Origin of the sequence: Clostridium cylindrosporum DSM 605, from assembly GCF_001047375.1 — a bacterium.
GTDB lineage: Bacteria > Bacillota > Clostridia > Clostridiales > Caloramatoraceae > Clostridium_AB > Clostridium_AB cylindrosporum.
Genome location: NZ_LFVU01000024.1, coordinates 227,780 through 251,141 on the forward strand (window position 1 = coordinate 227,780; position 23,362 = coordinate 251,141).

At 31.5% G+C, this 23,362-nt stretch carries 23 protein-coding genes; 5 read left to right on the top strand and 18 right to left on the bottom strand.

Translation table 11 applies throughout. From position 1 onward, the window contains the following. The 4 genes from CLCY_RS06605 to CLCY_RS06620 form a co-directional block, all read right to left on the bottom strand. Complete coding sequence (locus CLCY_RS06605) at window positions 1–456, bottom strand: hydrogenase maturation protease (RefSeq protein ID WP_048570330.1); 456 nt, start codon at window positions 454–456, stop codon at window positions 1–3. Then, window positions 453–1,886, bottom strand: a complete 1,434-nt coding sequence (locus CLCY_RS06610; RefSeq protein ID WP_048570331.1) for a nickel-dependent hydrogenase large subunit — start codon at window positions 1,884–1,886, stop codon at window positions 453–455. Before CLCY_RS06610 ends, CLCY_RS06605 begins: the two co-directional genes overlap by 4 nt. Before the next feature lie 2 nt (window positions 1,887–1,888). After that, window positions 1,889–2,779: a hydrogenase small subunit gene (locus tag CLCY_RS06615; RefSeq protein WP_082141737.1), complete on the bottom strand. Its 891-nt coding sequence runs from the start codon at window positions 2,777–2,779 to the stop codon at window positions 1,889–1,891. Window positions 2,780–2,851: 72 nt separating this feature from the next. Then, window positions 2,852–3,544, bottom strand: a complete 693-nt coding sequence (locus CLCY_RS06620; RefSeq protein WP_048570332.1) for a hypothetical protein — start codon at window positions 3,542–3,544, stop codon at window positions 2,852–2,854. A gap of 157 nt (window positions 3,545–3,701) precedes the next feature. On the opposite strand from CLCY_RS06620, the gene CLCY_RS06625 reads away from it, so the two are divergent. After that, window positions 3,702–4,550 (top strand): DegV family protein, encoded by an 849-nt coding sequence (locus CLCY_RS06625; RefSeq protein ID WP_048570333.1) that lies wholly within the window; start codon window positions 3,702–3,704, stop codon window positions 4,548–4,550. Between the two features lie 75 nt (window positions 4,551–4,625). Here CLCY_RS06625 and CLCY_RS06630 read toward each other — a convergent pair whose 3' ends face one another. The 5 genes from CLCY_RS06630 to CLCY_RS06650 form a co-directional block, all read right to left on the bottom strand. Then, entirely contained in the window at window positions 4,626–4,916 is a 291-nt protein-coding gene (locus tag CLCY_RS06630; RefSeq protein ID WP_048570334.1) for a hypothetical protein, read from the bottom strand. Window positions 4,917–4,942: 26 nt separating this feature from the next. Next, window positions 4,943–7,036, bottom strand: coding sequence for a sensor histidine kinase (locus CLCY_RS13330; protein WP_053083283.1), 2,094 nt, complete (start codon window positions 7,034–7,036; stop codon window positions 4,943–4,945). Window positions 7,037–7,384: 348 nt separating this feature from the next. Beyond that, window positions 7,385–9,478 (bottom strand): sensor histidine kinase, encoded by a 2,094-nt coding sequence (locus CLCY_RS13335; protein WP_053083284.1) that lies wholly within the window; start codon window positions 9,476–9,478, stop codon window positions 7,385–7,387. 283 nt (window positions 9,479–9,761) lie between these two features. Further along, the gene (locus tag CLCY_RS06645; protein WP_053083285.1) at window positions 9,762–10,616 is read right to left on the bottom strand and encodes an N-acetylmuramoyl-L-alanine amidase; all 855 of its coding nucleotides are present in this window, start codon (window positions 10,614–10,616) and stop codon (window positions 9,762–9,764) included. Between the two features lie 4 nt (window positions 10,617–10,620). Then, the gene (locus tag CLCY_RS06650) at window positions 10,621–11,301 is read right to left on the bottom strand and encodes a YARHG domain-containing protein (protein WP_048570335.1); all 681 of its coding nucleotides are present in this window, start codon (window positions 11,299–11,301) and stop codon (window positions 10,621–10,623) included. 233 nt (window positions 11,302–11,534) lie between these two features. On the opposite strand from CLCY_RS06650, the gene CLCY_RS14120 reads away from it, so the two are divergent. Both CLCY_RS14120 and CLCY_RS14125 read left to right on the top strand, forming a co-directional pair. Then, window positions 11,535–11,837: an ECF transporter S component gene (locus tag CLCY_RS14120; protein WP_341372098.1), complete on the top strand. Its 303-nt coding sequence runs from the start codon at window positions 11,535–11,537 to the stop codon at window positions 11,835–11,837. Window positions 11,838–11,848: 11 nt separating this feature from the next. After that, complete coding sequence (locus CLCY_RS14125; RefSeq protein WP_341372099.1) at window positions 11,849–12,100, top strand: hypothetical protein; 252 nt, start codon at window positions 11,849–11,851, stop codon at window positions 12,098–12,100. A 91-nt stretch (window positions 12,101–12,191) separates the two neighbouring features. Here the strand turns inward: CLCY_RS14125 and CLCY_RS06660 are convergent, their stop codons facing one another. From CLCY_RS06660 to CLCY_RS06690, 7 genes are all read right to left on the bottom strand, one after another. After that, window positions 12,192–12,746: a CD3072 family TudS-related putative desulfidase gene (locus CLCY_RS06660; protein ID WP_048570336.1), complete on the bottom strand. Its 555-nt coding sequence runs from the start codon at window positions 12,744–12,746 to the stop codon at window positions 12,192–12,194. After that, complete coding sequence (locus CLCY_RS06665) at window positions 12,725–14,854, bottom strand: molybdopterin-containing oxidoreductase family protein (protein WP_048570337.1); 2,130 nt, start codon at window positions 14,852–14,854, stop codon at window positions 12,725–12,727. The genes CLCY_RS06660 and CLCY_RS06665 overlap by 22 nt, the downstream gene beginning before the upstream one ends. A gap of 246 nt (window positions 14,855–15,100) precedes the next feature. Then, a complete protein-coding gene (locus CLCY_RS06670) occupies window positions 15,101–16,318 on the bottom strand; it encodes an alanyl-tRNA editing protein (RefSeq protein ID WP_048570396.1) in 1,218 nt (405 codons plus the stop codon). 131 nt (window positions 16,319–16,449) lie between these two features. Continuing rightward, window positions 16,450–17,286: an MBL fold metallo-hydrolase gene (locus CLCY_RS06675; RefSeq protein WP_048570338.1), complete on the bottom strand. Its 837-nt coding sequence runs from the start codon at window positions 17,284–17,286 to the stop codon at window positions 16,450–16,452. Between the two features lie 82 nt (window positions 17,287–17,368). Further along, the gene (locus CLCY_RS06680) at window positions 17,369–17,641 is read right to left on the bottom strand and encodes a hypothetical protein (protein WP_048570339.1); all 273 of its coding nucleotides are present in this window, start codon (window positions 17,639–17,641) and stop codon (window positions 17,369–17,371) included. Window positions 17,642–17,649: 8 nt separating this feature from the next. After that, window positions 17,650–18,027 (bottom strand): SHOCT-like domain-containing protein, encoded by a 378-nt coding sequence (locus CLCY_RS06685; RefSeq protein WP_048570340.1) that lies wholly within the window; start codon window positions 18,025–18,027, stop codon window positions 17,650–17,652. A gap of 14 nt (window positions 18,028–18,041) precedes the next feature. Then, the gene (locus CLCY_RS06690; RefSeq protein ID WP_048570341.1) at window positions 18,042–18,410 is read right to left on the bottom strand and encodes a DUF2089 domain-containing protein; all 369 of its coding nucleotides are present in this window, start codon (window positions 18,408–18,410) and stop codon (window positions 18,042–18,044) included. Between the two features lie 272 nt (window positions 18,411–18,682). Here CLCY_RS06690 and CLCY_RS06695 point away from each other — a divergent pair, with 272 nt between their 5' ends. Next, the gene (locus CLCY_RS06695; protein WP_048570342.1) at window positions 18,683–19,978 is read left to right on the top strand and encodes a nucleoside-triphosphatase; all 1,296 of its coding nucleotides are present in this window, start codon (window positions 18,683–18,685) and stop codon (window positions 19,976–19,978) included. Between the two features lie 209 nt (window positions 19,979–20,187). Here the strand turns inward: CLCY_RS06695 and CLCY_RS06700 are convergent, their stop codons facing one another. Next, window positions 20,188–21,273 (bottom strand): helix-turn-helix domain-containing protein, encoded by a 1,086-nt coding sequence (locus CLCY_RS06700; RefSeq protein WP_048570343.1) that lies wholly within the window; start codon window positions 21,271–21,273, stop codon window positions 20,188–20,190. 256 nt (window positions 21,274–21,529) lie between these two features. After that, window positions 21,530–22,285 (bottom strand): alpha-helical endospore appendage domain-containing protein, encoded by a 756-nt coding sequence (locus CLCY_RS13340; RefSeq protein WP_053083286.1) that lies wholly within the window; start codon window positions 22,283–22,285, stop codon window positions 21,530–21,532. A 304-nt stretch (window positions 22,286–22,589) separates the two neighbouring features. Here CLCY_RS13340 and CLCY_RS06710 point away from each other — a divergent pair, with 304 nt between their 5' ends. Further along, on the top strand, window positions 22,590–23,354 hold the full coding sequence (locus CLCY_RS06710; RefSeq protein ID WP_048570344.1) for an alpha-helical endospore appendage domain-containing protein: 765 nt from the start codon (window positions 22,590–22,592) through the stop codon (window positions 23,352–23,354). The last annotated feature ends 8 nt before the right edge of the window (window positions 23,355–23,362 follow it).

The following is a 23,362-nucleotide window of genomic DNA, read 5'->3' on the forward strand; positions in this document are numbered from 1 at the left end:
TTATCTCTCCTTTAAAATAACTTTAATAGCCTTACAAACTTCCCTACATATAAAATCAAAATTCTCCTGAAGCGTAGATGATAGTTCTATACCAAAGTCTAGATTATCTATCTCAACCCCTATAAGATAGCCTTTTATATGTCTATATTCACTTCTTAATACCTTTAACAAACTTTCCTCATGCTGAGTAAATGCCCCATCTAAGAAGTCATCACACTCCTCAAAGGAAAGCTTAGTTACTATTCCAGGTGCTATATTAAAATACGTACTGTCAATTATAATGACCATATCCCCATCTTCTATTTGGTCTAGACAATACATATAATCCGTCTCCCCAACTATTACCTTCACATTATCTCCAAGGTCCTTCCCTTTCTCAATAATACTTTCTACAATTCTAACGCCTATAGCATCATCTGATAGTAGGATATTACCTATGCCAAAAATCTTAATCATACTAAATTAATTTCAAATGGGGAGTACCTATCACTTGTAATATGTGCTGCACAGTTAAGGCATGGGTCAAAACTCCTAACTATTCTTCCTATCTCCACTGGATGCTGAACATTGTTAATAGTAGTCCCTATAAGAGCTTGTTCCACTGTTCCTAGAACACCCTTTTCATCTGTTGGTCCTAAATTCCAAGTAGATGGTGGTATGAGAGTATAGTTAGCTATTTTTCCTCCTGATATGTTAACCCAGTGACCAAGTGTGCCCCTTGAAGCATCTGTGAGCCCTACTCCAAATGCCTTCTCTGGTACTTTCCACTTTTCTTGATATGGTGGCCCTAGCTTTACAACTGCTAAAAGAGATTCTATACATTCACATATTTTTCTAGCTTCCAGCGCCCTTGCTATAATTCTATCCATTACAGAGACACCCCTTGTGTAAATCCCTGATAAAATCATTCTTGCAAGTGGTCCTCCCTCCATAGCATGTCCTTTATACCTTGCAGCTGCAACCCAGCTATATGCACCTTCTTTATATGCATTTGGACTTGGAGGAGGAGCTGTTCCAGGTTTACTTGTTTGATTACCTGTTTCAGGGATTAGCCAAGAATTCTTAATGCTTTCTGTAATATTGTTTCTATCAAATTCCTCTCTTATATACTGATTAGTGCTAGATTTTAATATAACTCCAGGTGATACATACTTAACTGGAAACTTAGGATTATCATATAATCCATAACTCATAAAATTCTGAGGTCCAGCCCCCATTGTGTAATAATCTTTGTAGTAGCTAGCTATAATATTAATGTCCTCAAGTAAGTTCCCCTCTATAAACTCTTTGATTTCCCTAACTGTATATAAACACGCCTGCATTTGCTGCACATTCATATCTATAGTTGTGCCACCTACAAAGATCCCATGACCATGTGGTACTTTACCAATAATTGTAGCCGCAGCTCTATGTGCATCTCGACTATATTTAACAGCCTTAACATAATCTCCATTTAGCTTTGCTGTAATATTAATAGGCAATCTATAATCTGCATCATTTGGTGATATTGTTTTATAAAGAGGGCTTACATTATCTATTTGAACAAAGTCAGGAAGAGTAAAAAAGTATATCTGCCTTAAATGATTTTGAAGAAACTCAAAGCCATTTGCAATCTCACGTACTACAACTCCATTAAAATCCGGTGCCACATTAAGTGCATTCTCAAGGGCAAGTGTTGCGGCTAGTGTATGGTGGGTTGAACATATTCCACATACTCTAGGGGATAGCCATATAGCATCAAGCGGATCTCTTCCTTGAAACATTTTCTCAAAACCTCTAAACTGTCCTCCACTACTTTTGGCACTAACTACCTTATTTCCCTCAACCTCTACCTCAATCTTCAAAAGTCCACTTACCCTAGTTACAGGGTCAATTACAATTTTCATATCTATACCCCTCCATAATGAACAAATGGCTCGTTTTTATCTGGGAAATCAGGTCCTGTACAGCCTATACATGTTGTATTTACCCCAACAGGCCAAAACTCTGTTTGATTCCATCTAACTCTAGGACAATCCGCCTTAGTTTTAGGTCCTCTGCACCCTAGCATAAACATACACTCAGAATCTCCTAGCTTCTGGGCAAATATTCCCTTATCAAAGAATGGTCTTCTTTCACATAGGTCATGAATAGTCTTTCCATAATATGCAATTGGCCTTCCATCACTATCAAGCTGAGGTATTCCAAATGAAACTAGATATCCTATAGTTCCAAGGCTCCAAATAGGGTTCGTTGGACATCCAGGCAATTTTATAACATCATTTCTTCCTAAAAATTCAGGAATACTTACAGCCTCAGTTACATTAGGTCTAGCTGCTGTAGGTCCTCCATAGCACGCACATGTTCCTATAGCTATAATGTGTTTTGCTTTTTTTGCAAGCATTGCTGTTATTTCAGCGGCTGTTATTTCCTTCCCCTTATATGTAGCAACCCTTGTACATAGTCCATTATCTTTTTTAGGAATTGCACCACAAATCATAAATATAAAATCTGTATCCATTAAAGCCATGACCCTCTCGTAGGCTACTTCTCCCTCATCTCCAGATATAGTTCCTAAAAATGTTAGGTTAACTAAATTCTTAAGAAAATATAGAACATCAGGGCTTTCTGCATCTAATAGAGATATAATCTGGCCAAAGCATCCTGATGTTTCAAGCCATATAGCATTAGGCTTTTTTACTTTTCCTAAATTTATATCATTAATTGCTCTTTTTATATAAGCATTTGCAAGTCCATCTGGATTACTATTAAGTCTAGGGCATGAAAAGTCATTATCCATATATACTCCCTCCTATACCACATATATATGAAAACCCCCTTAAGGTAATAACACCTTAAGGAGGTAAAATTCTTAGCACCCAAACATAGCCTTATGCCTAATATAATTTCTCTTAAACCTCTCAATATGTTCATTAAGAAGTTCATCTAAAGTTTTACCCTTTATCTTTTGAGTTTTAGCTACACTTAAACATGGAATATTATCAGCAAGCATCATGAAAATAGTCCTAAACCCATCAACAAATAAATCCATTGTCTGCTCAGGAGATAAATCCCTTGTCATATCTACAACTTTTAAGAAGCCAACTTTAAAATCTTCTAAAATACTATCCATCTCTATTTTAAGCTTATCAGAACTAATAGGTCTTTTTGGAGGAGTAGAATACTTATCACACTGGAAGGTATTATAGTGAACTCTATATACATCCTTAAATTTATTAGTATGAAAAAGTAATATATCATCAAGGCCTAACCCTTGAACTCCTTCAGTTCTAATCTTTTTCATACATGGAATATTATCAACACTTAATTCAATAAATCCTCGAAGAAGCTGTATATGCATATCAAGTAACTGCTCATCTGTTACATAATCCTTATACCCTTTAGCTCTAGTAAATAAATATCCAATCATTTTCTCAAGACTTAATTTAATATCCTCTAGCTCATTTTGACTAACTTCCCTATACTGAGATAAATTAATTTCAAACTCTTCTATATCTATATAAGCAGCTGGAACAATTAACTTTTTTGGAATACTATAAAACATCCTATACTCCTTTTACATAATGACTTACATAATTATCATATTCATTCAAATTATATTATGTGAAAGAAGAGCCCTTAGATGTTACTTAGTTTTATGTTATATTAATAGTATTTAGTAATATGTTTACAGTTTTAAAAAGAGAATTGGGGGTTATTAAATGCCTGTAAAAATAGTAACTGATAGTACATCCTATATTCCAGAGAGTCTAGCTTTAGAATATGATATACAGGTTGTTTCTTTAAATGTTATTTTAAATGGGGTAGGTCATAGAGAACTTGATTTATCAAATGAAACCTTCTATATAGAAATGGAGAAGGCAAGTGAAATTCCAACCTCATCGCAACCTAATCCATCGGATTTATATAGCATATTTGAAAATATAGTTAAAGACGGAGATATAGCACTTGGAATATTTATATCCTCTAGTATGAGTGGTACATTCTCTAGCGCCCACTTAGTTCGTGATATGATTATAGAAAATTATCCAGATGCACAAACTTATATAATGGATTCCAGAACAAATTGTATGCAAATGGGGTTTATTGCACTTGAATGTGCAAAGGCTGCAAAGAATGGCAAGTCAATTGATGAGATAATATCTATTGGTAATAATGTCCTACATAATAGCAAATTCCTTTTCACACCTGATACACTAGACTACCTAAAAAAAGGTGGAAGAATAGGTGGTGCCGCTGCTTTATTCGGAAATCTTCTTCAAATTAAACCTATACTAACAGTAGTAAACGGGGAAACATCGGTATATTCAAAGGTTAGAACTAAGAAAAAGGCAGTTGAAGCAATTATTAATTCCCTTTTAAAGGATATAGATGGAAAGTCCCTTGGAGGAGTCATAGTTCATCATATTAATTGCTTTGCTGAAGGGGAAAAGATAGCAGCTAAACTTGAAGATATACTAGGAGTAAAGGTAGGCGTTCAGTCTATAGGACCTGTTATTGGACTTCATGTAGGTCCAGGAAGTGTAGGTATTGCATATTTTAAAAAATAAATCTTAATGTAACTTAAAGAATCTTTTACTTAAAAAGCCTGCTAATAAGATTAATACTTATTAGCAGGCTCTTTTTTACTTTTTCTGTTCGAATACGTAATATGTTAAATTATTAAATTCTGTTCTATATAGTTTATAATCACCTAAGGTAAAAATGATTGCTCCAACTGCCTTGCCACGGTTATCTCTTAATTCTAGATTTATCTTATCAGAGATACTAGCAATATTTATACTAACAATATCTGTATATGTAGCACCCTCTTGTACACTATTCATTATAGTAACATAGAAATATCTACTTTTTTTCATGAATTCCTTAATGTCTTGTATCATTTGTTCCATATTTTCAAAACTAGCACCTACCACAATCTACACCTCTTAAAATTAAAATTTTAATTATATATATCTGAAAACTCAATGCTAATTCTCTCTACACTACTTTGATACATTGAATTTTCAAGTCTCTCATCCTCTATATCAGTAATATAAGCTGGAAGCTCTATGATAAATTCACTTCCCTCACCGAATTTACTATTAACAGTTATTGTACCATTATGCATATCTACAAGTGACTTTACAAGTGATAAACCTATTCCACTTCCTTCTTTATTTCTAGCAAGTGTTTTGTCTACTTGTCCAAATCTATCAAATATTAGGTTTAACTTATCCTCTGGAATACCTATACCTGTATCTTTAACCGATATTTGAACCTTGTCACCTTTATCATATAAACTTACTAGAATTTCCCCGTCACTACTAACAAACTTTATAGCATTAGATAGAAGATTAAGTATTATTCTCTCAATTTTATCAGCATCAAAGGCCATTAACTTTTCCTCTATGTCAGTATCAAATATCATCTCTATACCCTTATTTCCCGCATAATCGGCTACGGATAAAGTAATATTCTCAACTACATTTACAATATCCAGGTTCTTTAGGCTAAGCTTTAAATATCCAGAGTCAACCTTTGATTGGTCAATTAAATTATTAACGAGCCTTAATAATCTATAACAGTTTTGCTTCATAGTCTTTAAATATTTACTTAAGTTTTCTTGAAATTCATTTGGAAGTTCCACTTTCTTAGGTAAATTTAATATTTGTATAGCTCCTAAAATAACATTTAAAGGAGTTTTTAGCTCATGGGATATATTTGAAAAGAACTCCATAAGTACTCTATTATACTCCTTTGTTACCTCAATATCCTTCTTTAGCGACTTTACTTCCTTGATATAACTTATATCTCTTACTATAGTTAAAATTGCTGGCTTACCCTTAAATGAAAAGTAAGCTGATCCAGACTCTATATCTAAAACTTCACCATCTGCCCGTATAATCTTCATTTGAACAAATGGTAAACTACATTTCTCATTATAAATCTCCATCGTACGATGACTGACTAATTCTTTATTATCAGTGTGCATAAAGCTAGATGTTGACATACCGATCAAATCATCTGCACTCTCAACTCCTAAAAGCTTTGCAGCTCCTTCATTAGCAAAAATATACCTTCCATCTCTATGTACCATAATAGCATCTCTTGAATACTCAACAAGCATTTCATAGCACTTTTCATTACTAATAAGAACTTCCTCTACATCTCTTCGTTTAAAAGACTCTCTTTTTAACATTTCATTTATAAATTCTAATTCCATCTCTTTAGACTTTAGGTTATTACCCATGACGAAATAGGGCCTTTTCAAACCTATTTCAACTATACCTTTATACATATAGTAGAAAGAAATAACCATCAAAATATGTCCAGTAGTATTAAACCAACTATGTATACTTTTAGAGAAAGCTAGAAGTACTTCTGATATCATACTAATAATACATGTAAGCATTATATACTTAAGTTTAAGATATTCTCTCTTCCTTCTAACCTTAAAACAAAGAATCGCTGTTAAAATATATATACTAGATATAATAACATCACTTATAATCTTAAAAACTGTTACTCCCTTTCCCACAACATAACAGCTTGGAAATATCCTAAAATAATATATAGAAAGAATCAAAGAAATAGCGATTAGTGAATAGATAGAGAAAATTGTGCTAAATTTAAATTTTTTGATAGGCTTATATAGTACTATAACTGAAACTAACATTGTAATTGCCCCAATGTATCTTCCTACAATCCAAGACTGTGTATGTACATCTGGTGATATATATCTTATTATTCCAATTCCTTTAAATGAAGCTGCATGAAATAAATTTACTATTGCTGACCAAAAGAAACCAGAACCTAAAGTTAAAAAATAATTATTACTTGATATGTCATATGTATTTACACACATTATAAATATGAATAACGCAATTACTGAAACGAAAAGCTCCACTATACTATGAAATAGTAAGTAATTCTCTATACTTATAATGACTAACCCAACTATGAAACAAGCTAAAATCCCTTGGCTAAATACTGTCTTACTACTTATAGTAATCGTACTTTTTATATTTTCCCTAGATGTTACTATAGAATTCATTGTGCCCCCCCAAAAGTCATATTACAGTGTTTTACATTAAAACACTATTAACTACCCCAAATACCTTTAATCTCACCTAAATTACATACTCTTAATACCAAATATAACATTTAATGACATCTTCATATTTTAACCTTAAGTATATCGTCTTTAAAATTATGAACTTTATGTTAATACTTACATAATACATGAATATCCATAAAAATTACAACTATAAAATTCCAATAAATATAAAAAGGTGCTTATAATATCATATTTTATCGACATTATGAGCACCTTACTAACCTTTAATAAATATTTTAATTGATCTAAATTTAATTTGTAATTTTATAATTTCTTAACATTCTATTAACTATATATATCTGAAAACTCTATACTAATTCTCTCTACACTACTTTGGTACATTGAATTTTCTAGTCCCTTATCCTCTATATCAGTAATGTAAACAGGAAATTCTATTATAAATTCACTTCCCTCACCAAATTTACTGTTAACAGTAATTGTCCCATTATGCATATCTACAAGTGACCTTACAAGTGAAAGGCCTATTCCGCTTCCCTCCTTATTTCTAGCAAGGGTCTTATCTACTTGTCCAAATCTATCAAATATTAAATTTAGCTTATCCTCTGGAATGCCTATACCAGTATCTTTAACAGAAATTGCAATAGCATCACCTTTATCATATAGGTTTACTATTATTTTACCTCCATTAGAGATAAATTTTATTGAATTAGATAAAAGATTAAGTATTATTCTTTCAATTTTATCTGCATCAAATGCCATTGTTTTTTCCTCTGTATCCGTATCAAAGATCACTTCAATTCCCTTATCATATGCATAATCTGCAACAGACAGTGTAATATTTTCAACTACACTTACTATGTCTAGGTTTTTCAAGTTAAGTTTTAGATATCCTGAATCAAGCTTTGATTGATCTATTAGATTATTTACAAGTCTTAATAATCTATAACAATTCTGTTTCATAGTTTTTAAATATCTACTTAACTTGGCCTCAAATTCATCTGGAAGCTTACTTTTACTAGGTAACCCAAGTATTTGTATTGCCCCAAGTATAACATTTAGTGGTGTTTTTAATTCATGGGATATATTTGAAAAGAATTCCATAAGAACCCTATTATATTCCTTTGTTACTTCTATATCTTTCTTCAAAGATTTTACTTCTTTTATATGACCTATATCCCTTATAATAGTTAAAATGCTAGGTTCACCTTTATATGCAAAATATGATGATCCTGCTTCAACATCTCTAACTTCTCCACTCGCTTGTAAAAGCTTCATTTGAGCAAATGGCATGCTACACTTTTTATTATAAATCTCTCTAATCCGGTGACCTGCTAAATCTCTAGTTTCTGTAGGTGTAAAATCTGATACAGCCATACCAATTAAATCATCGGAATCATTAACTTCAAAAAGCTGTGCGGCACCATCATTAGCAAAAACATATTTATCATTTCTATGTACTAAAATAGCATCCCTTGAATACTTAACAAGCATTTCATAGCATTTCTCATTACTAATAAGAATTTCCTCAACGCCTTTACGCTTACTTGATTCCACTGTTAGCATTTCATTTATAAACTGTAATTCCATATTTTTAGACCTTAAATTATTATCCATACTTAAATAAGGTCTTTTCAAACCTACTTCAACTATACCTTTATACATATAGTAACAAGCAACAGCCTTTAGAATATGTCCTGTTGCGCTTAGCCAATGACTAACACTAATATATATACTGAAAAACAATTCTGATATAACACTAATAAAGCATGATATCATAATATACTTAAGTCTTGTATCCTTTTGCCCTTTTCTCATTTTATAACAAAGAATAGCAGTTACAAAAAATATGCATGATATTATAATTTCACTATAAACTTTAAAATTAGTTAAAGTATTTCTACCGGTAAAGCACTGTGGGAATATCCTAAAATAATATATAGACAATATTAAGAAAACAGAAATTAGTGAGTATACTCCGAAAACTATACCAAAATTTAATCTCTTCATAGGTTTATTTACTAATACAACAGAAATAAGCATTGTAAATGACTCAATATATCTTGCTAAAATCCAGAACTGTGTAGGTATATCTGAAGATGTGTAACTTAATATTCCTACTCCTGGAAACACTATAATATGTAACAAATCCAAAATTGCTACCCAAAAGTATCCAGAACTTAGAACTAAAAAGTAATTATTATTTGAGATGTCATATGTGTTTATACACATGAGAAATACAAATAAGGCTATTATTGAACTAAAAAGCTCAGATGTGCTATGGAATAACAAGTAATTTTGTGTACTTAATATCCCTAAAGCAATTACAAAACAAATTATAAACCCCTGGTCAAATATCCTCTTCCGCTTAATGTTAGCAATATCCTTTAACCTTTCCTTAGATGTTACGATAGAAATCATTGTACGCCCTCCCTATAAGTCTTATTATAATAGAACTTAATCTATTATCTAATCTAAATATCCTTTTCTCATATCTTATAAGCATTATACTATTTATGGCATTATTTGTAACATTGTGTATTACTTGTATAGTTATATCGTCTTAACAATAGTAGACTTTATTATACAACTCTGACTTCTGAGTATAAGTCAACCTATAATAAATTAAAAGCTAGTACTTAATATATTTAATACATTAGTACTAGCCTTAAAAATGCAAAACTTCTTCCTACATAGCTAAAAGTTATTTAGAGTTACTTAGATAGCTTTCAACTCCCATTATAATCCCATTTGTTATTTTATCTTGATAATTTTTATCAGACATTAATCTATCCTCATTAGGATTTGATAGGAATCCCATTTCAACAATAACAGATGGAACCTTACTCCAGTTGAATCCTGTCATATCACTTCTCGGAACTATACCTCTAGATAATGAACCTGTACTTTCTTTCATCTTCTTTTCTATAAATTCAGAAGCCTTCTTACTTTCCTCTTCAATCCCCTTAGCATATTCCCCTGATGGATAGAGAATAGAGAATCCTGTAACAGCTGATGATTCATTTGAATCCGCATGTATCCTAACTACAAGATTTGCATTACTTTCGTTACCTATTTTAGCTCTATCTATATTAGTTAAGGAAACATCGTTTGTAGTTCTTGTCATAACTACATTATATCCTTTAGCTTCAAGCTTACCCTTAAGAATCATAGAAACCTCAAGGTTAAGTTCATACTCTTCCTTCTTAGTTGAAATCCCTGTTGCACCTGATGATACACCAGGCTTTTTTTCATTTGATCCAGGTGCTAATGGCTCTGGAGTAGTTATCTGTTTTCTTTGATGCCCTGGATCTATACAAATAGTATAATTTATATTTTTCTTCTCATTTGTTTGTGCTTTATTCTCTATATTTGTTACAGCATTTATTTCCGTAGCCTCACTTGCTGAAAGCTTTTTACTATTTGCTTTAGCCTTATCAAAGGCAGACATAGAATCTTCTACCTTAACATATTTATCATCCTTTTTAGAATCTAAGTCTTTACTTGAACATGATACTAAGAAAATAGCTAAGAATATAACTATAATAAATTTCTTCACAATACTACTTCCTTTCCAGTGACTTAATTAGCTTTATATTTGCTTTTTCATAGGTATTAAGTCCACTTTCATCTCCAGCAAAGTTAGGGTTTTCTTTGTACCAAGTTTTTGATGCAAAGTACTCTCTATACATTTCTGATTTAAATACATATCCATGTCTTGCAAATATCTCATTTCTTATAAGTGCAAGCTTGTCCTTATCAAAACCTGAAAATTCACCTTCAGTTAGATACTTTGAGCTACTTTCTGGGATTAAGTATCCTTCATCACTATCAATATTTTTCGATTTGTTATCATCACTATATTCCATATTGCTTGGTTTCTTATCTTCATTTACTTTATTTTGAGTAATAGTAGCTGTATTATTTTCACCTTTAGAACCTGAACCTGCTATCAGCTTATAACCTATAAAGCCAGAAGTACATGCTAGAACTAAAACTACCGCAACTATACTTAAAACCTTTATTACCTTACTTCCATCATTCACTTCCTCATAACTGTGAACATTATGTTCCTTATAACTTTGTCCTTTATTACTGCTCATTTTCATAGTAGACTCAATATCTCTATCTGAATACCTTGCTTCTTCTCTCACTTTATCTGAAGTTCTTCTTATAGGGGTTCCGCATTTATTGCAAAACTTTTCTTGGTCCTTGCTTTTTGACCCACAGTTAGTACAATACATATTTTCTCCTCCTTGTATATAATAAAAAGAGAATTAAACCTTATAGCTTAATCCTCCTTATATTATCCTAGAAAAAGTTACATATATCAATAATATCTACAATACTTCTTATATTAGTCATTTATTATTCCTATAATTCTTTACAAATATATTCTTAATTCCTATTAGTATATTCTACATTTTTCTACTATAATCTCAATGTATAAAGTACAACATGAGAAAGGAGAACTATTATGCAGGCTAAAAAAACCACTATTATGGTATTTTGTGGAATTGCCATAGCATTAAACATTGCACTTGGAACTGTTGCAAGTAGTCTTAAATTACCTGTATACCTAGATGTTATAGGTACAATATTTATTGCTGTATACTATGGGCCATATTATGGTGCAGTAACAGGAGGTCTTACAAATTTTCTTTGGGGATTTATTCTTGGACCAAAAACTATTCCATTCTTAATAGTTAGTGTAGCAGTAGGACTTATCGTCGGATTTATAAGTAGAAAATTTGAATTTAAAATGATAACTGCAATTTAACAGGACTTATATTGAGTATTGTATGCCCATTAATAGGGACTCCTATAGGGGTATGGGTATATGGTGGCCTTAGTGGCACAGGATTTGATTTCTTATTTTTATGGTTACAAAAATCAGGCCAAGACATCTTTGTATCTTCATTTATAGCAAAAGTAACAGGTAACTTTTTAGATAAGATTATTTCTTGCTTAATAGTATATTTTATTGTTAATGCAATGCCAAATATGTATAAACCAAGTAAAGATAATAATATCGCTGTATAAATAACTAAGCTGATGGCAAATATAAGTTGTCATCAGCTTTTCTTTATATATTTTCTTATTACTATCTAATTCCAAGGCATGCTCAAGTTATCTATTTAAATAATTTATTTTTTATATCCTCAATTGACCTTACCATATCATCCTCAAGCAAAGCTACGAAGGGTATGTCTAATCCTTTTTCATTTAAAATAGACTTTAACTCCTCAATAAACACGCCTTCTTCATTAACCATTTTCAAGGTATCGATGCATTCTTTATAGTTTTCTATACATGAGAACTCTCCACCAAAGTTTCCTCTATATGTTAAATTAACTCCACAGCTCGGACTACCATCTATCCCTACAACTCCAAGAACATCGTAGCCATTATCCATGTAATTTTTAACCTGATTTACTGTAGGCTCAAGTATTATCCTACATTGCTCCCTAAAAAATGGAGTATCAAATTGATCCTTTACATGTCCCCATCTTTTGATTCCATACACATGCATTTCTGGGCATGGAAGTTGGATTACTCCAACATCTTCACTATGTAATATATCAACTAAATTCTTAATCATTGATTTAAATGTACTTAATCCCTCAACCTTTGAATTACAGTTTAAGATGCAATGACAAAGTAGGATTATTTTTCTGCCTCTTTCCATTTTTTCACCTCGCAAAGTAGTGCTTTATAAACAGGGAATCCTGATATAGGGTCTCTATTATCTATATTTATTAACTTATTTGTATTTGCAAGTCTCCAGCTTTTCTTTTGAGTAGGGTTTCCTCCACCCATATTAACTTCAACTCCACCGTTTTTCATATCACTTGATACATTAGCGTAAAACACAACTTCTCCATATTTGGTTTTAACTAACACTTTATCTCCATCCTCTATGCTGCGTCTTTTAGCCTCATCTAAACTTATCATAACCTCTGGATTTGGTTGATACTTTAAAAGCCCTGGTATATTAAGATGTTGAGATCGAAATGTGTTTTGGATTCTAGCACCTGTATTTAGAACTAGGGGATACTCTTTATGTACATCAGGTGTACTTATAGGGCTCTCAATAGGTTCAACATATTTAGGTAGTCCATCATATCCGTAGCTTTTAAGTAACTGTGACTTTATTTCTAGCTTTCCTGATGGGGTATCAAATCCAGATTTTCCATCCTCTCTAAGCTTTCCTGATTGGTATTTTTTATAATGAATTTCTGGCTTCGGTAGCTCAAATCCATTGGGATTCTCATTTAGCGCCCTTATTATGTTTGGCGCCTTTGCAAATGCCATTTCAAAAAGCTCATTTTCATCCCTTGGATAAAGTTTTCCATATCCTAGTCTTTTAGCTATTTCATGTAGGATGTAAAGATCATTTCTCGCTTCCCCTATAGGCTCTATTATTCTCTCCCTTTTTAGTATGAGTCCTGGATAGGTAACATATGATTCATCCTCATAATGTGTCGTTGAAGGAAGTACTACATCAGCATATAGTGCATCCTTTGTCATAAATCTATCTACAACACATAGGAAATCTAATTCTCGAAGGGCCTCTTCATACTTTTCTGGATTAGGGTAAGATGTTAATATTGATGAACCTATATTTAAAAGTGCCTTAATTTTGTATGGGTCCCCATTTAGAACTGCATTTGGAAACTCCATAAAATGAGCCCCTCCTACAAGTTCATAAAATAATGGATATTTATCTGCTCCAATTGGCTTAACCCTAGGCTTTTCACATTTAAACTCCTTTATAGTTGGATTAGCCTTAGGACTTATTAATAGTCCCCCTTTAACATCAAGGTTCCCAGTTAAAGCCCATAATATATAAAGGGCTCTTATACATTGAACTCCACAGTTTGAATATTCAAGTCCTGTATATGTAACTATAGCAGCATTATTTGCTGTAGCTATTTCACGTGCAAGGGAATATATATCTTCCTTTTCTATTCCTGTTATTTTACTTACCCTATCCAGGGTAAATTCCTGTACATAATCTACAAGTTCCTTAAATCCATATGTATAGTTTTCTACGAAATCTATATCATATAATTTTTCATCTATTATTATTTTTATAATAGAAAGTATTAAAGCACCATCTGTACCTGAACGTACTGGTATGTATTTATCTGCTCTTTTTGCTATGTCACTTTTATAATGGTCTATGGCTATTATTCTAGTACCTTTCTCTTTTGCCTTAAGAACTCTTTTAAATGTAAACTGTGGAGAATCCGTGGATGGATTTGCTCCCCAAACAACTAATAAATTCGTGTTTTCTATATCTGGAGTAAGCCTTGCTCCCATAATGCCATATGTAGTCATAGGAGCAATAACTCCAAATGAGTTATAACAAACAGACCCTACACTTGCCATATTAGGTGAACCTAAGGGTTCAAATATTCCCGCTGTAGGACCTGTTAGAAAATCACGTGCAGAATGCTCGAAAACTCCTCTACCTGTATGGCTCATAACCGACTCTGGTCCATACTTTTTGCTAATATCTTTAATACTCTTTCCTATATAGTCTAATGCTTCTTCCCAGGAAGATTCACGAAATTTTCCTTCTCCCTTTTCTCCACTACGAATAAGGGGTTTTTTAATCCTATCATTAGAATAAACAACATCCTTAGAATGTTTTCCTCTTAAACATAGGGAAGAAAATCTTGCTCCCTTTAATGGTTTTACATCGGATATCTTACCATTTTCAATTTCCACTTCAACTTGACATCCTCCTGGACATACTCCACATATACCTTGCTTTATTTTTGTATTCATGAAGATACTCCTTTCAAAAACTTATTTAAATTATATAAGATACTACCTTAAGTATATTATTCTACAAAGTATTTACATTTCTATCTTATCATTACTAAATATTCAATGTATAATAGATAAAACATTTAAAAAGTTATAATTCTATAATATTTATCTATAAACTTAATCAGTTCATTACTACTAGATAAACTAATAAAAGCCTAGGCAGGATACTTCCTACTTAGGCTTCATAATCTTAAAAGCAATTTATAAATTGTCTCTTAATCTTCTTAATGCATAATCAAGGGCATTATCTACATTGTTAATTCCCTTTCCTGCACCCTGTGCTAGATTGGCATTTCCGCCGCCTTTTCCATCTACTAAGGTTATTGCATCCTTAAGTAGATCATTCATACTAACTTTCTTAATGTTCTTAGATGATGTAAATATAACACTAACCTTATCCTCATTTATAGATGCAAATAATATAATTCTATTATCCTCTTCTATAAGCTTTGAAGCAAGCTTACTTAGATGTTTAGCATCTTCTCCATTATAAACCTTCTTTATAACATTAATATCTCCAAGGCTTTCTCCACTATCAATAAGTTCCTTAATCTGATAACTAGATAACTCATTTTTAAGCTTCTTATTCTCTTCATTTAAATTTCTGCTACCATTTATAATATTATTAACTGTATTAACTATACTGTCTTCCCCAGCATTTAATATACTACTAATCTCACGAACAATCTTCTCTTTATTGAATAGGTCTTCTATTGCCCTCTTACCTGCAACATATTCAATTCTAGTGTTTCCCTTATTCTTTTCCCATCTTTTTATCTTAATTAATTGAAGTTCTATGGTATTTCTTGGGTGAATTCCACAACAAGCATTTATATCTAAATCCTCTATTTTAACAACCCTTATCTCCTCATTAGTCTTTGGTAGGTCCCGTCTTAGCTTTAATTTCTTAAGCTCCTGCTTAGATGGTGAGAAACTATCAACTACTAATCCCTTTATAATAGCATCGTTAGCAAGCTTTTCAGCCTCATGGATTTTATCCTCTTCTAGAAATCCAATTATATCAACTGTACTTATTTCATTACCTAGATGAAATCCTACAGTGTTAGAATTAAAATACTCATAAAAACATCCTGAAAGAACATGTTGTGCTAGATGCTGCTGCATTCCATCAAGTCTTCTTTCCCAGTTTATAGTACACTTTAATTTCTCTTTTCTCTTAAGGTTAGTCTCTAGAACATGGAATATAACTCCATCCTCCTCATAAACCTCCTTAACCTCTATACCTTCTATAACTCCAGTATCACAGGGCTGTCCTCCCCCTCCTGGGAAAAATGTTGTTTTATCTAATGCTACATGAAAGTCTCCGTTTTTCTCCACAACATTAATAGCATTTGCTTTGAATTCCTTTAAATATCTATCTTCATAATATAACTTCTCTGTTTTACTCAAGTTTATCATTCCTTCCTCATATGCCTTATTATACATTAACAGACTTCTAAGAATATATAATTAATCATTAAAGCATTTTCATCACTTTTTATTATTATAGGCAAAAAATAGATTTATATTTTGCAAGGATTTATCTAAAATTAGTTATATTCTAGAACAAGCCCTACTCCTACTTCCTTTACATCACATACATTTGATAACTCTATTTTGGACTTTAAATCTGTACAGTGACATGGATGCATAACCTTAATATTATTATCTTTAATGTACTTACATGTATAGTCAATTACATCCTTTTTAGGACTCAGCAAATGAAAACCACCAATTACATCAGCTACTCTATTATCTTTACATACTTTCTTAGCATATTCAATTATGTTACATATTCCTGAATGTGCACATCCAGTTATTATAACCAGTCCCTTAGAAGACTTGTACACTAGTGCAGAATCATCAAGTAAATAATCATCTACTTCTCCACTTTTCATTTTAACCTTACCTATAGGAGTTTTATTTTCTACATTATTACTTCTTTCTATTTCTCCAAGGTAAATTAGTTTACTTGTTACCCAAATAGGGTCAGCACTAAGCTTTAAATTAAAATGTTTAATTAATGTATCCTTAGAAATTAAAGATCCTATATTTTGATTATTATGCCTCTTATCTAGAAATGAGTTTGGATGTGCTATCATCTCAGGCTTTGTATAGCTTGTTCCTTCAATAGTATATTCAGAATAATGGTTAATCAAATGGGATAACCCCCATGTGTGGTCAATATGACCGTGTGAAATTGCTATATAATCAATTTTCTTAAGATCTATGTTCATTTTCATACTATTTTTTAAAAATATATCAGAATATCCAACATCAAACAAAATACTTTGTCCCTCTTCTTCAATATAGAAAGAAAGACCTGGTTCACCTGAAAAGTATCTATCAATATATGTATTATTATCTACAACTACAGTTAACTTCATATCTTACCCTACCTTTTAGTATTTATATCATTATATCAAAAAAAGACCTAGAAAATCTCAAGGTCTTTTTATAAATATATAACTACACTTTTACTAAAACATAGCTACCATCTTTTCCTTCTACTTCAACAAGTGTTAATCCCTTATATCCCTTTAATTCCTTTAAGGCATATGCAATCATATCCATATCTAATGCATTTAGTATCTCATTTGCCTTTTGTGCACTTTCGTCCTTCATATTACTATTATTCAAACACTTTTGTATGAATTTAGTTAATCGAACCCCACTAGTTAGAATAAACATAGGTACTGGTATACTTAAATTAATACTTTTATTCCTTATTACTACCTTCATTGCACTACCTACTCAACTACAACTCTAACTTTATCGCCTTTACTTGAATCAACTGTCACTATTTCTCCTAGTGTTTCGTTTTCTAAGGCAGATATAATTGCTACTGATAGGGCTTCAAAGTCAATCCCCTCAACATATTCATTTTTAATAGGTAGTTTACCAGTTGCTCTAAGTATAGATGTAATTACCGGAACAGGTAAATTAACTCTTACATTATCTCCATCGATAGACTCAACTAATACCCTAAGCATTCTTTCACTGTACTTCTTTAGTGTAAGTTCTGCACCATGCTTTTCATACATTGCTTCAATAAGATCCGAGCCCTTTTCTATATCTAGCTTTCCCTCTTTAACCATAGATAGTACCCTTTGTAATTCTTCTCTCATTTCAATTCCCTCCTTTAATCCTTCAATCTTTTCACTGCTTCCTCTGGAGAAACTTCTCCCTTTTCTAATGCATCTATTATGTCCCTTGTAGAACCTGTATTTACTACATCCTTAGTATTCTTACCTCCAAGAGAGCTTATAACTTCATCAAGCTTCGCTCTAACTGTTGGATATGATATTCCCATTTCCTTCTCAACGTCCTTAATACTCCCTCTGCATTTTACAAAAACCTCTATAAATTTAAGTTCTTCATTATTTAAATACTGAAATCTTGAAAACTCAAAATCATTCTCTATAGTAGTTCTACATTCATTACATTGAAGTTTCTTTATTTTTAACTTACCCCTACATACAGGGCATATTGTAATTGCTTTATATGTCATTTTATTCCTCCTAGTACTTTTATATTATACTTGTTTTATAAACAAGTCAACACAATATATTAATATCTTTAATATTAATATCAATTATATCAATGTATTTTTTAATATAACATTAATATAATTCATTTATACATTAACTATATTAATATATATTATTATCTTTATAATTCATAATTATATATCTTTTCAGTTAAGTCGTTATTCTTTATAGATTATTTCGCTTTTAAAATATATTATTGTATTATACTATATTTAAATCTGAGGTGATTATTATGAATAATATATTCTTAACTGGAGAGATACAAGTTGGTAAAACCACTCTTTTAAATAAAATTCTCGAGAAAATCAACCTTTCTATTGGAGGGTTTCAGGTAGATAGAACAATTGAGCAAAAGGGAAGTTCATATATAAAGGAATTTTTTATTATTTCATTAATAAATGGACAAGATTCATTTAAAATAGCAACAATTAAATCAGTTAATGATGTTTGTGACGTAAAGGTTTTTACTGATTCCTTTGAAACTGTAGCTAACACTATTATTAATGAAAGTTTAAACTCTAGAAACTTAATAGTTCTCGATGAGCTTGGTACTATGGAAAATGAAGCTACTTACTTTCAAGAATCTGTTTTTAGTGTTCTTAATAGCCCTAAACTAACCCTTGGAGTTATAAAAAAGAAGCCTGGAAAATTCATAGATAAAATAAGAAAACGAAATGATGTAATGCTAATCGAAGTAACAAAGGAAAATAGAGATTACCTACTTGATGATATTTTAGAAATTATAGAAAAGCACTTCCCTGGAATTATAAGAAAAAACTACTTTTCATCAAACACTAATAGAATCAAGTGGTATGATCTTGCATTAGGATACAAAGGATGTGAGTACCCTCAGGTATTCCTAGATAAAATATACTCATATATAGATAACATGGACAACATGACAATTCTTGATATGGGAAGTGGTACAGGTGCATTTACAATACCTCTTAGCCAAAAAGCAAAATCTATAACTGCCCTAGACTCTTCAATAAATATGATTAGTCACTTAAAGAACAAATGTGAAAATGAGGGAATCAAAAACGTTAATTATCTAATATCTCCATTTGAAGATATAGATATTCCTCCCCATGACATAATCATCAATGCCTTTTCAGTAGGAGTTACCAAAGACTACGAAGTACTCCAAAAGCTTTGTGACACTACTAAGAAATTCGCCTTTATAATATCACATCATGAAAATGATACATATAAATTTGGTGAAGAGGAGCTTTCAAAAAGACTTGGCCGTAAACTTACAGAAAAAAGGCACAGTACTAACGAGGGTATATTCCCTATGCTTGATAAATTAAATCTGGATTATGATTATAGTGAGGTAGAGTTTAGCTTTCCCCAATATTTTAAGGATATGGATGATGCCATGAACTTCTTTATAACCTACTTTAATATAAATGAAGAGAGAGAAATCTCAATCCTTCAAAACTATTTAGATGAAACTTTAATAGCAAAGGATACTGGATATATTCATCCCGAGGATAGACTTTCAAGATTTATAGTTATAAAAAAGTAGGTAGGGCTTTGATGTAAGTTAGCAGTCCTGCAGGTCGTGGTGTTATTAGTTAAAACTACGAGACTGACAACACCATGGCCTTGCAGTGAAACTACTTCCACATAACAAAGTCTGATTACCTTTAGGTGAAAGTTCTTCTTTTAGTTTTAATAACGTTTTTCATAAATATAGATTAATCCTTCTTAGTGAAAGACATCATATATACATTTTTATAGCTTTTCTTTAATTTCTTTTATCATATTTTTAAATTCTTCATTGTTATGAACTAGAGCAAATTCCTTCAACTCTAGTGATGCTATTAGCATTTCTACAAAGTTTACAGTTACAATCTCTTCTTTAGGAATATCAATTTTACTTAGAAACCATACATTACTGTAATCAATAGGCCTACCTATATTCTCTAAATCAATAAAGTTTAATGTTTCCTTTAAGGCATTAATACATTTATCTTCTAAGTTATTTTTAGCATATAATTGGGCTAGTGCTAAATTCATATCCATACTTATATTTGGGTATCCTTCATTTTCAAAAACCTTAATAAAATTAGATACTAATTTTATATATCTTTCTGATATATAAATATCCTCATCAAAATATGAACACCCTAAGCTTGATATAGTACCATACATCTCATTAATTTGAACTATTAGTTTTTCTTGAAGTAGTTTCCTAGCTTCTTTAACCTTGCCCTGTTCAGCATAAATGCTAGCTATTATAGCAGTTGTATCACAAATTTGTTGCTGTATTCCTTTGTAAAGTTCAAGCGCCTTATCAAAGTCTTTAAGAACTGTATATCCTACACCTAGTTGCATAATTGCACCATTTACTATGTCCTTATCTGTACAGTTTTCTACTATATCTTCAAAGATAGGTATAGTCTTTCCTAGAGTATCTTTTTGCCTTTCCTCACCTTTAGTTAATCCACATGAAAAGTTCAGCATAACAGCTAAGCTGAATTTTAAGCTATAACTTGAAGGATACTCTTCTATATACTTCATACATAAATCATATCCCACTTCTTCCTGTCCTTCATTAAATAGACTTTGGCACTCCCTAACTATAGCTTCCTCCTCTTCCTTAGATAGACTATTATTATAGTTTAACAACTTATCTATACTCACAGAAAAGAATCTTGCAAGAATAGGAAGTAGGGTTATATCCGGGTATGAAATTCCACTTTCCCACTTAGATACAGCTGGAGTAGAAACCCCTACAAAGTTTGCAAGTTGTTCTTGGGTTATACCTTTTTCCTTTCTTAACTTACTTATAACTTCTCCTATTTTTAGCTTTTCCATTATCAACACTCCAATTGCTTATTAGTAGCATCCTCTAGTTAGAGTATAGTTTAATCTTTTATCACAAACAATGGATTAATAGTTAATGTTTTGAAATAGGTATTAACCTATAGTTAATACACACCTACTCATCATATTGTTTATGACCTTGTACTCTCAATTTTAATACCCCCATTTGATATAGCTACCAAATGGGGGTATTATTACTTAGTTTATATTAAATTTATAACATTGAACCTAATAATAAATCTAAGACTTATTCATCTCCGCATGAATTAGCTAGGAAGCTACCTTGTTCAACAACAATTCTTCCAGAGTTGTAGTTTGGTTCACCTTGTTCGTCTGATATAAATCTTAAGCGGAAACTTTGATTATTTGTGTTATTATTTCTATGAGTTATTCTTAATACGAAAGTTCCTTCTGTTTGTTCAGTACCTCTTACAAGTGTACCAGTACCTTCTATTATAGTAACATTTCTATTTCTACATATTACGTCTGTAACTTCTGCATCTATTAACTGTGCTACGCCTGCTTCTTGATATACTACTAATCCATTCTCTAAATCATCATTACAATTACCTTCACTACATACATCTACTGTCAATGTAACCACATTTCCTTCTGGAGTAGTTGTTCCAGTAACTGGTCCTGGTTGATTATTTTCGCCACGTGATATTACCCCACATAAACCTTGGCATGTTCCTTCACCTGGAGTTGGTGGACAAGGACGAGTTCTTATAAACTCTAATATATCTTCTAGTTGGAACTCTATTAGCATTTCTTTTTTGATAATACTTCTTAAAGTTCTCTCTACAGATCTATCAATTCTCTCTAAGTCACTAATTGATGCAGATCCCTGTGCACCTACAATTTCTTCTACTTTTCTTGCTTCAGCATTTATTAGTCTTCCAAGTCCAAATTGTTCTACTGCAAGTGATGCAAGAAGAAGTCTAAGTGCCTCATTTCTAGTTGGTATTTCTCCATTTTGGAATAAATTTTCATCTAGTGCCATGTTTTTACCACCTCATATATATATTTTTAAGATAATAGTTATTAATTATCATCCTAATTTCTACTTTGACTTTTTTCTAGTCCATAATATTCACAGTGTCTATCTTATGTGAATATCTATAAATAGTTTTTTGATCTTTATTCATCTTATCTTTTTGTCTATACATACTATGTTAAATTGTAAATTTTTGTGAGTACCAAATAACAAGGACATTATGTAAACATGTGTAACAAAACCTTAATGTTTTTAATATTATGAATTACAAAGTTATGACCATTTGAAATATCCCTTTGGAGGTGAATATATGAATTATCCAGATGATTTTAACGATATACTAGATGGTAATTTAGAACTGGATGAAGTTCTTAAGTCACTTTTAGCTTCAATAGCCTATGAACAGAAAGCACTTGGAAAGCTTATCTTAGCTGAATCGGAAAAGATTAAATATGCAGTTGAGCTAGGAAAAAAAGGCCATGCTACTCCTGAAGAGGTAAAAAGCATTAATGACAGCGTAAATAGACTTTTAAGAACAATTGCTAAAAAGGAGATGCTAATAGAGTTTCAGCTTGAGGACATAATGGACTATATACCAAAACCATGCCCTAGACCTTGTCCTCCAAAGCCATGCCCACCGAAGCCATGTCCTCCAAGACCTTGCTCACCAAGGCGTCATAAACATTGCAAGAGAGATAAAGAATACGATAGATGTGATTCATATGAACATGAAGAATATGATGAATATGAAAAATGTGATTCACATGAGCATGAGGAATATGACGAATATCAAAAATGCGATTCATATGAACATGAAGAATATGACGAATATCAAAAATGCGATTCATATGAACATGAAGAATATGATAAATATCAAAAATGTGATTCATATGAACATGAAGAATATGACAAATATCAAAAATGCGATTCATATGAACATGAAGAATACGATAAATATCAAAAATGTAATTCATTTAAAGGTATAAAAAAAAATTGTAATAATGGATACTCATCAATTGAAGCAATAATTATATTATTATTGTTATTTTATGGCTTTAATAACAGATGGTATTAAAAATATAA

Excerpts from the sequence above, each read along its gene's own strand:
- CLCY_RS06695 (WP_048570342.1), top strand. The coding sequence starts at position 18,683 with ATGAATAATATATTCTTAACTGGAGAGATACAAGTTGGTAAAACCACT.
- CLCY_RS06700 (WP_048570343.1), bottom strand. The coding sequence starts at position 21,273 with ATGGAAAAGCTAAAAATAGGAGAAGTTATAAGTAAGTTAAGAAAGGAA.
- CLCY_RS06680 (WP_048570339.1), bottom strand. The coding sequence starts at position 17,641 with ATGAAGGTAGTAATAAGGAATAAAAGTATTAATTTAAGTATACCAGTA.
- CLCY_RS06675 (WP_048570338.1), bottom strand. The coding sequence starts at position 17,286 with ATGAAGTTAACTGTAGTTGTAGATAATAATACATATATTGATAGATAC.
- CLCY_RS06685 (WP_048570340.1), bottom strand. The coding sequence starts at position 18,027 with ATGAGAGAAGAATTACAAAGGGTACTATCTATGGTTAAAGAGGGAAAG.
- CLCY_RS14120 (WP_341372098.1), top strand. The coding sequence starts at position 11,535 with ATGCAGGCTAAAAAAACCACTATTATGGTATTTTGTGGAATTGCCATA.
- CLCY_RS06670 (WP_048570396.1), bottom strand. The coding sequence starts at position 16,318 with ATGATAAACTTGAGTAAAACAGAGAAGTTATATTATGAAGATAGATAT.
- CLCY_RS06605 (WP_048570330.1), bottom strand. The coding sequence starts at position 456 with ATGATTAAGATTTTTGGCATAGGTAATATCCTACTATCAGATGATGCT.
- CLCY_RS06620 (WP_048570332.1), bottom strand. The coding sequence starts at position 3,544 with ATGTTTTATAGTATTCCAAAAAAGTTAATTGTTCCAGCTGCTTATATA.
- CLCY_RS13340 (WP_053083286.1), bottom strand. The coding sequence starts at position 22,285 with ATGGCACTAGATGAAAATTTATTCCAAAATGGAGAAATACCAACTAGA.
- CLCY_RS06710 (WP_048570344.1), top strand. The coding sequence starts at position 22,590 with ATGAATTATCCAGATGATTTTAACGATATACTAGATGGTAATTTAGAA.
- CLCY_RS06625 (WP_048570333.1), top strand. The coding sequence starts at position 3,702 with ATGCCTGTAAAAATAGTAACTGATAGTACATCCTATATTCCAGAGAGT.
- CLCY_RS13330 (WP_053083283.1), bottom strand. The coding sequence starts at position 7,036 with ATGAATTCTATAGTAACATCTAGGGAAAATATAAAAAGTACGATTACT.
- CLCY_RS06665 (WP_048570337.1), bottom strand. The coding sequence starts at position 14,854 with ATGAATACAAAAATAAAGCAAGGTATATGTGGAGTATGTCCAGGAGGA.
- CLCY_RS06660 (WP_048570336.1), bottom strand. The coding sequence starts at position 12,746 with ATGGAAAGAGGCAGAAAAATAATCCTACTTTGTCATTGCATCTTAAAC.
- CLCY_RS13335 (WP_053083284.1), bottom strand. The coding sequence starts at position 9,478 with ATGATTTCTATCGTAACATCTAAGGAAAGGTTAAAGGATATTGCTAAC.
- CLCY_RS06610 (WP_048570331.1), bottom strand. The coding sequence starts at position 1,886 with ATGAAAATTGTAATTGACCCTGTAACTAGGGTAAGTGGACTTTTGAAG.
- CLCY_RS06615 (WP_082141737.1), bottom strand. The coding sequence starts at position 2,779 with ATGGATAATGACTTTTCATGCCCTAGACTTAATAGTAATCCAGATGGA.
- CLCY_RS06650 (WP_048570335.1), bottom strand. The coding sequence starts at position 11,301 with ATGTATTGTACTAACTGTGGGTCAAAAAGCAAGGACCAAGAAAAGTTT.
- CLCY_RS06690 (WP_048570341.1), bottom strand. The coding sequence starts at position 18,410 with ATGACATATAAAGCAATTACAATATGCCCTGTATGTAGGGGTAAGTTA.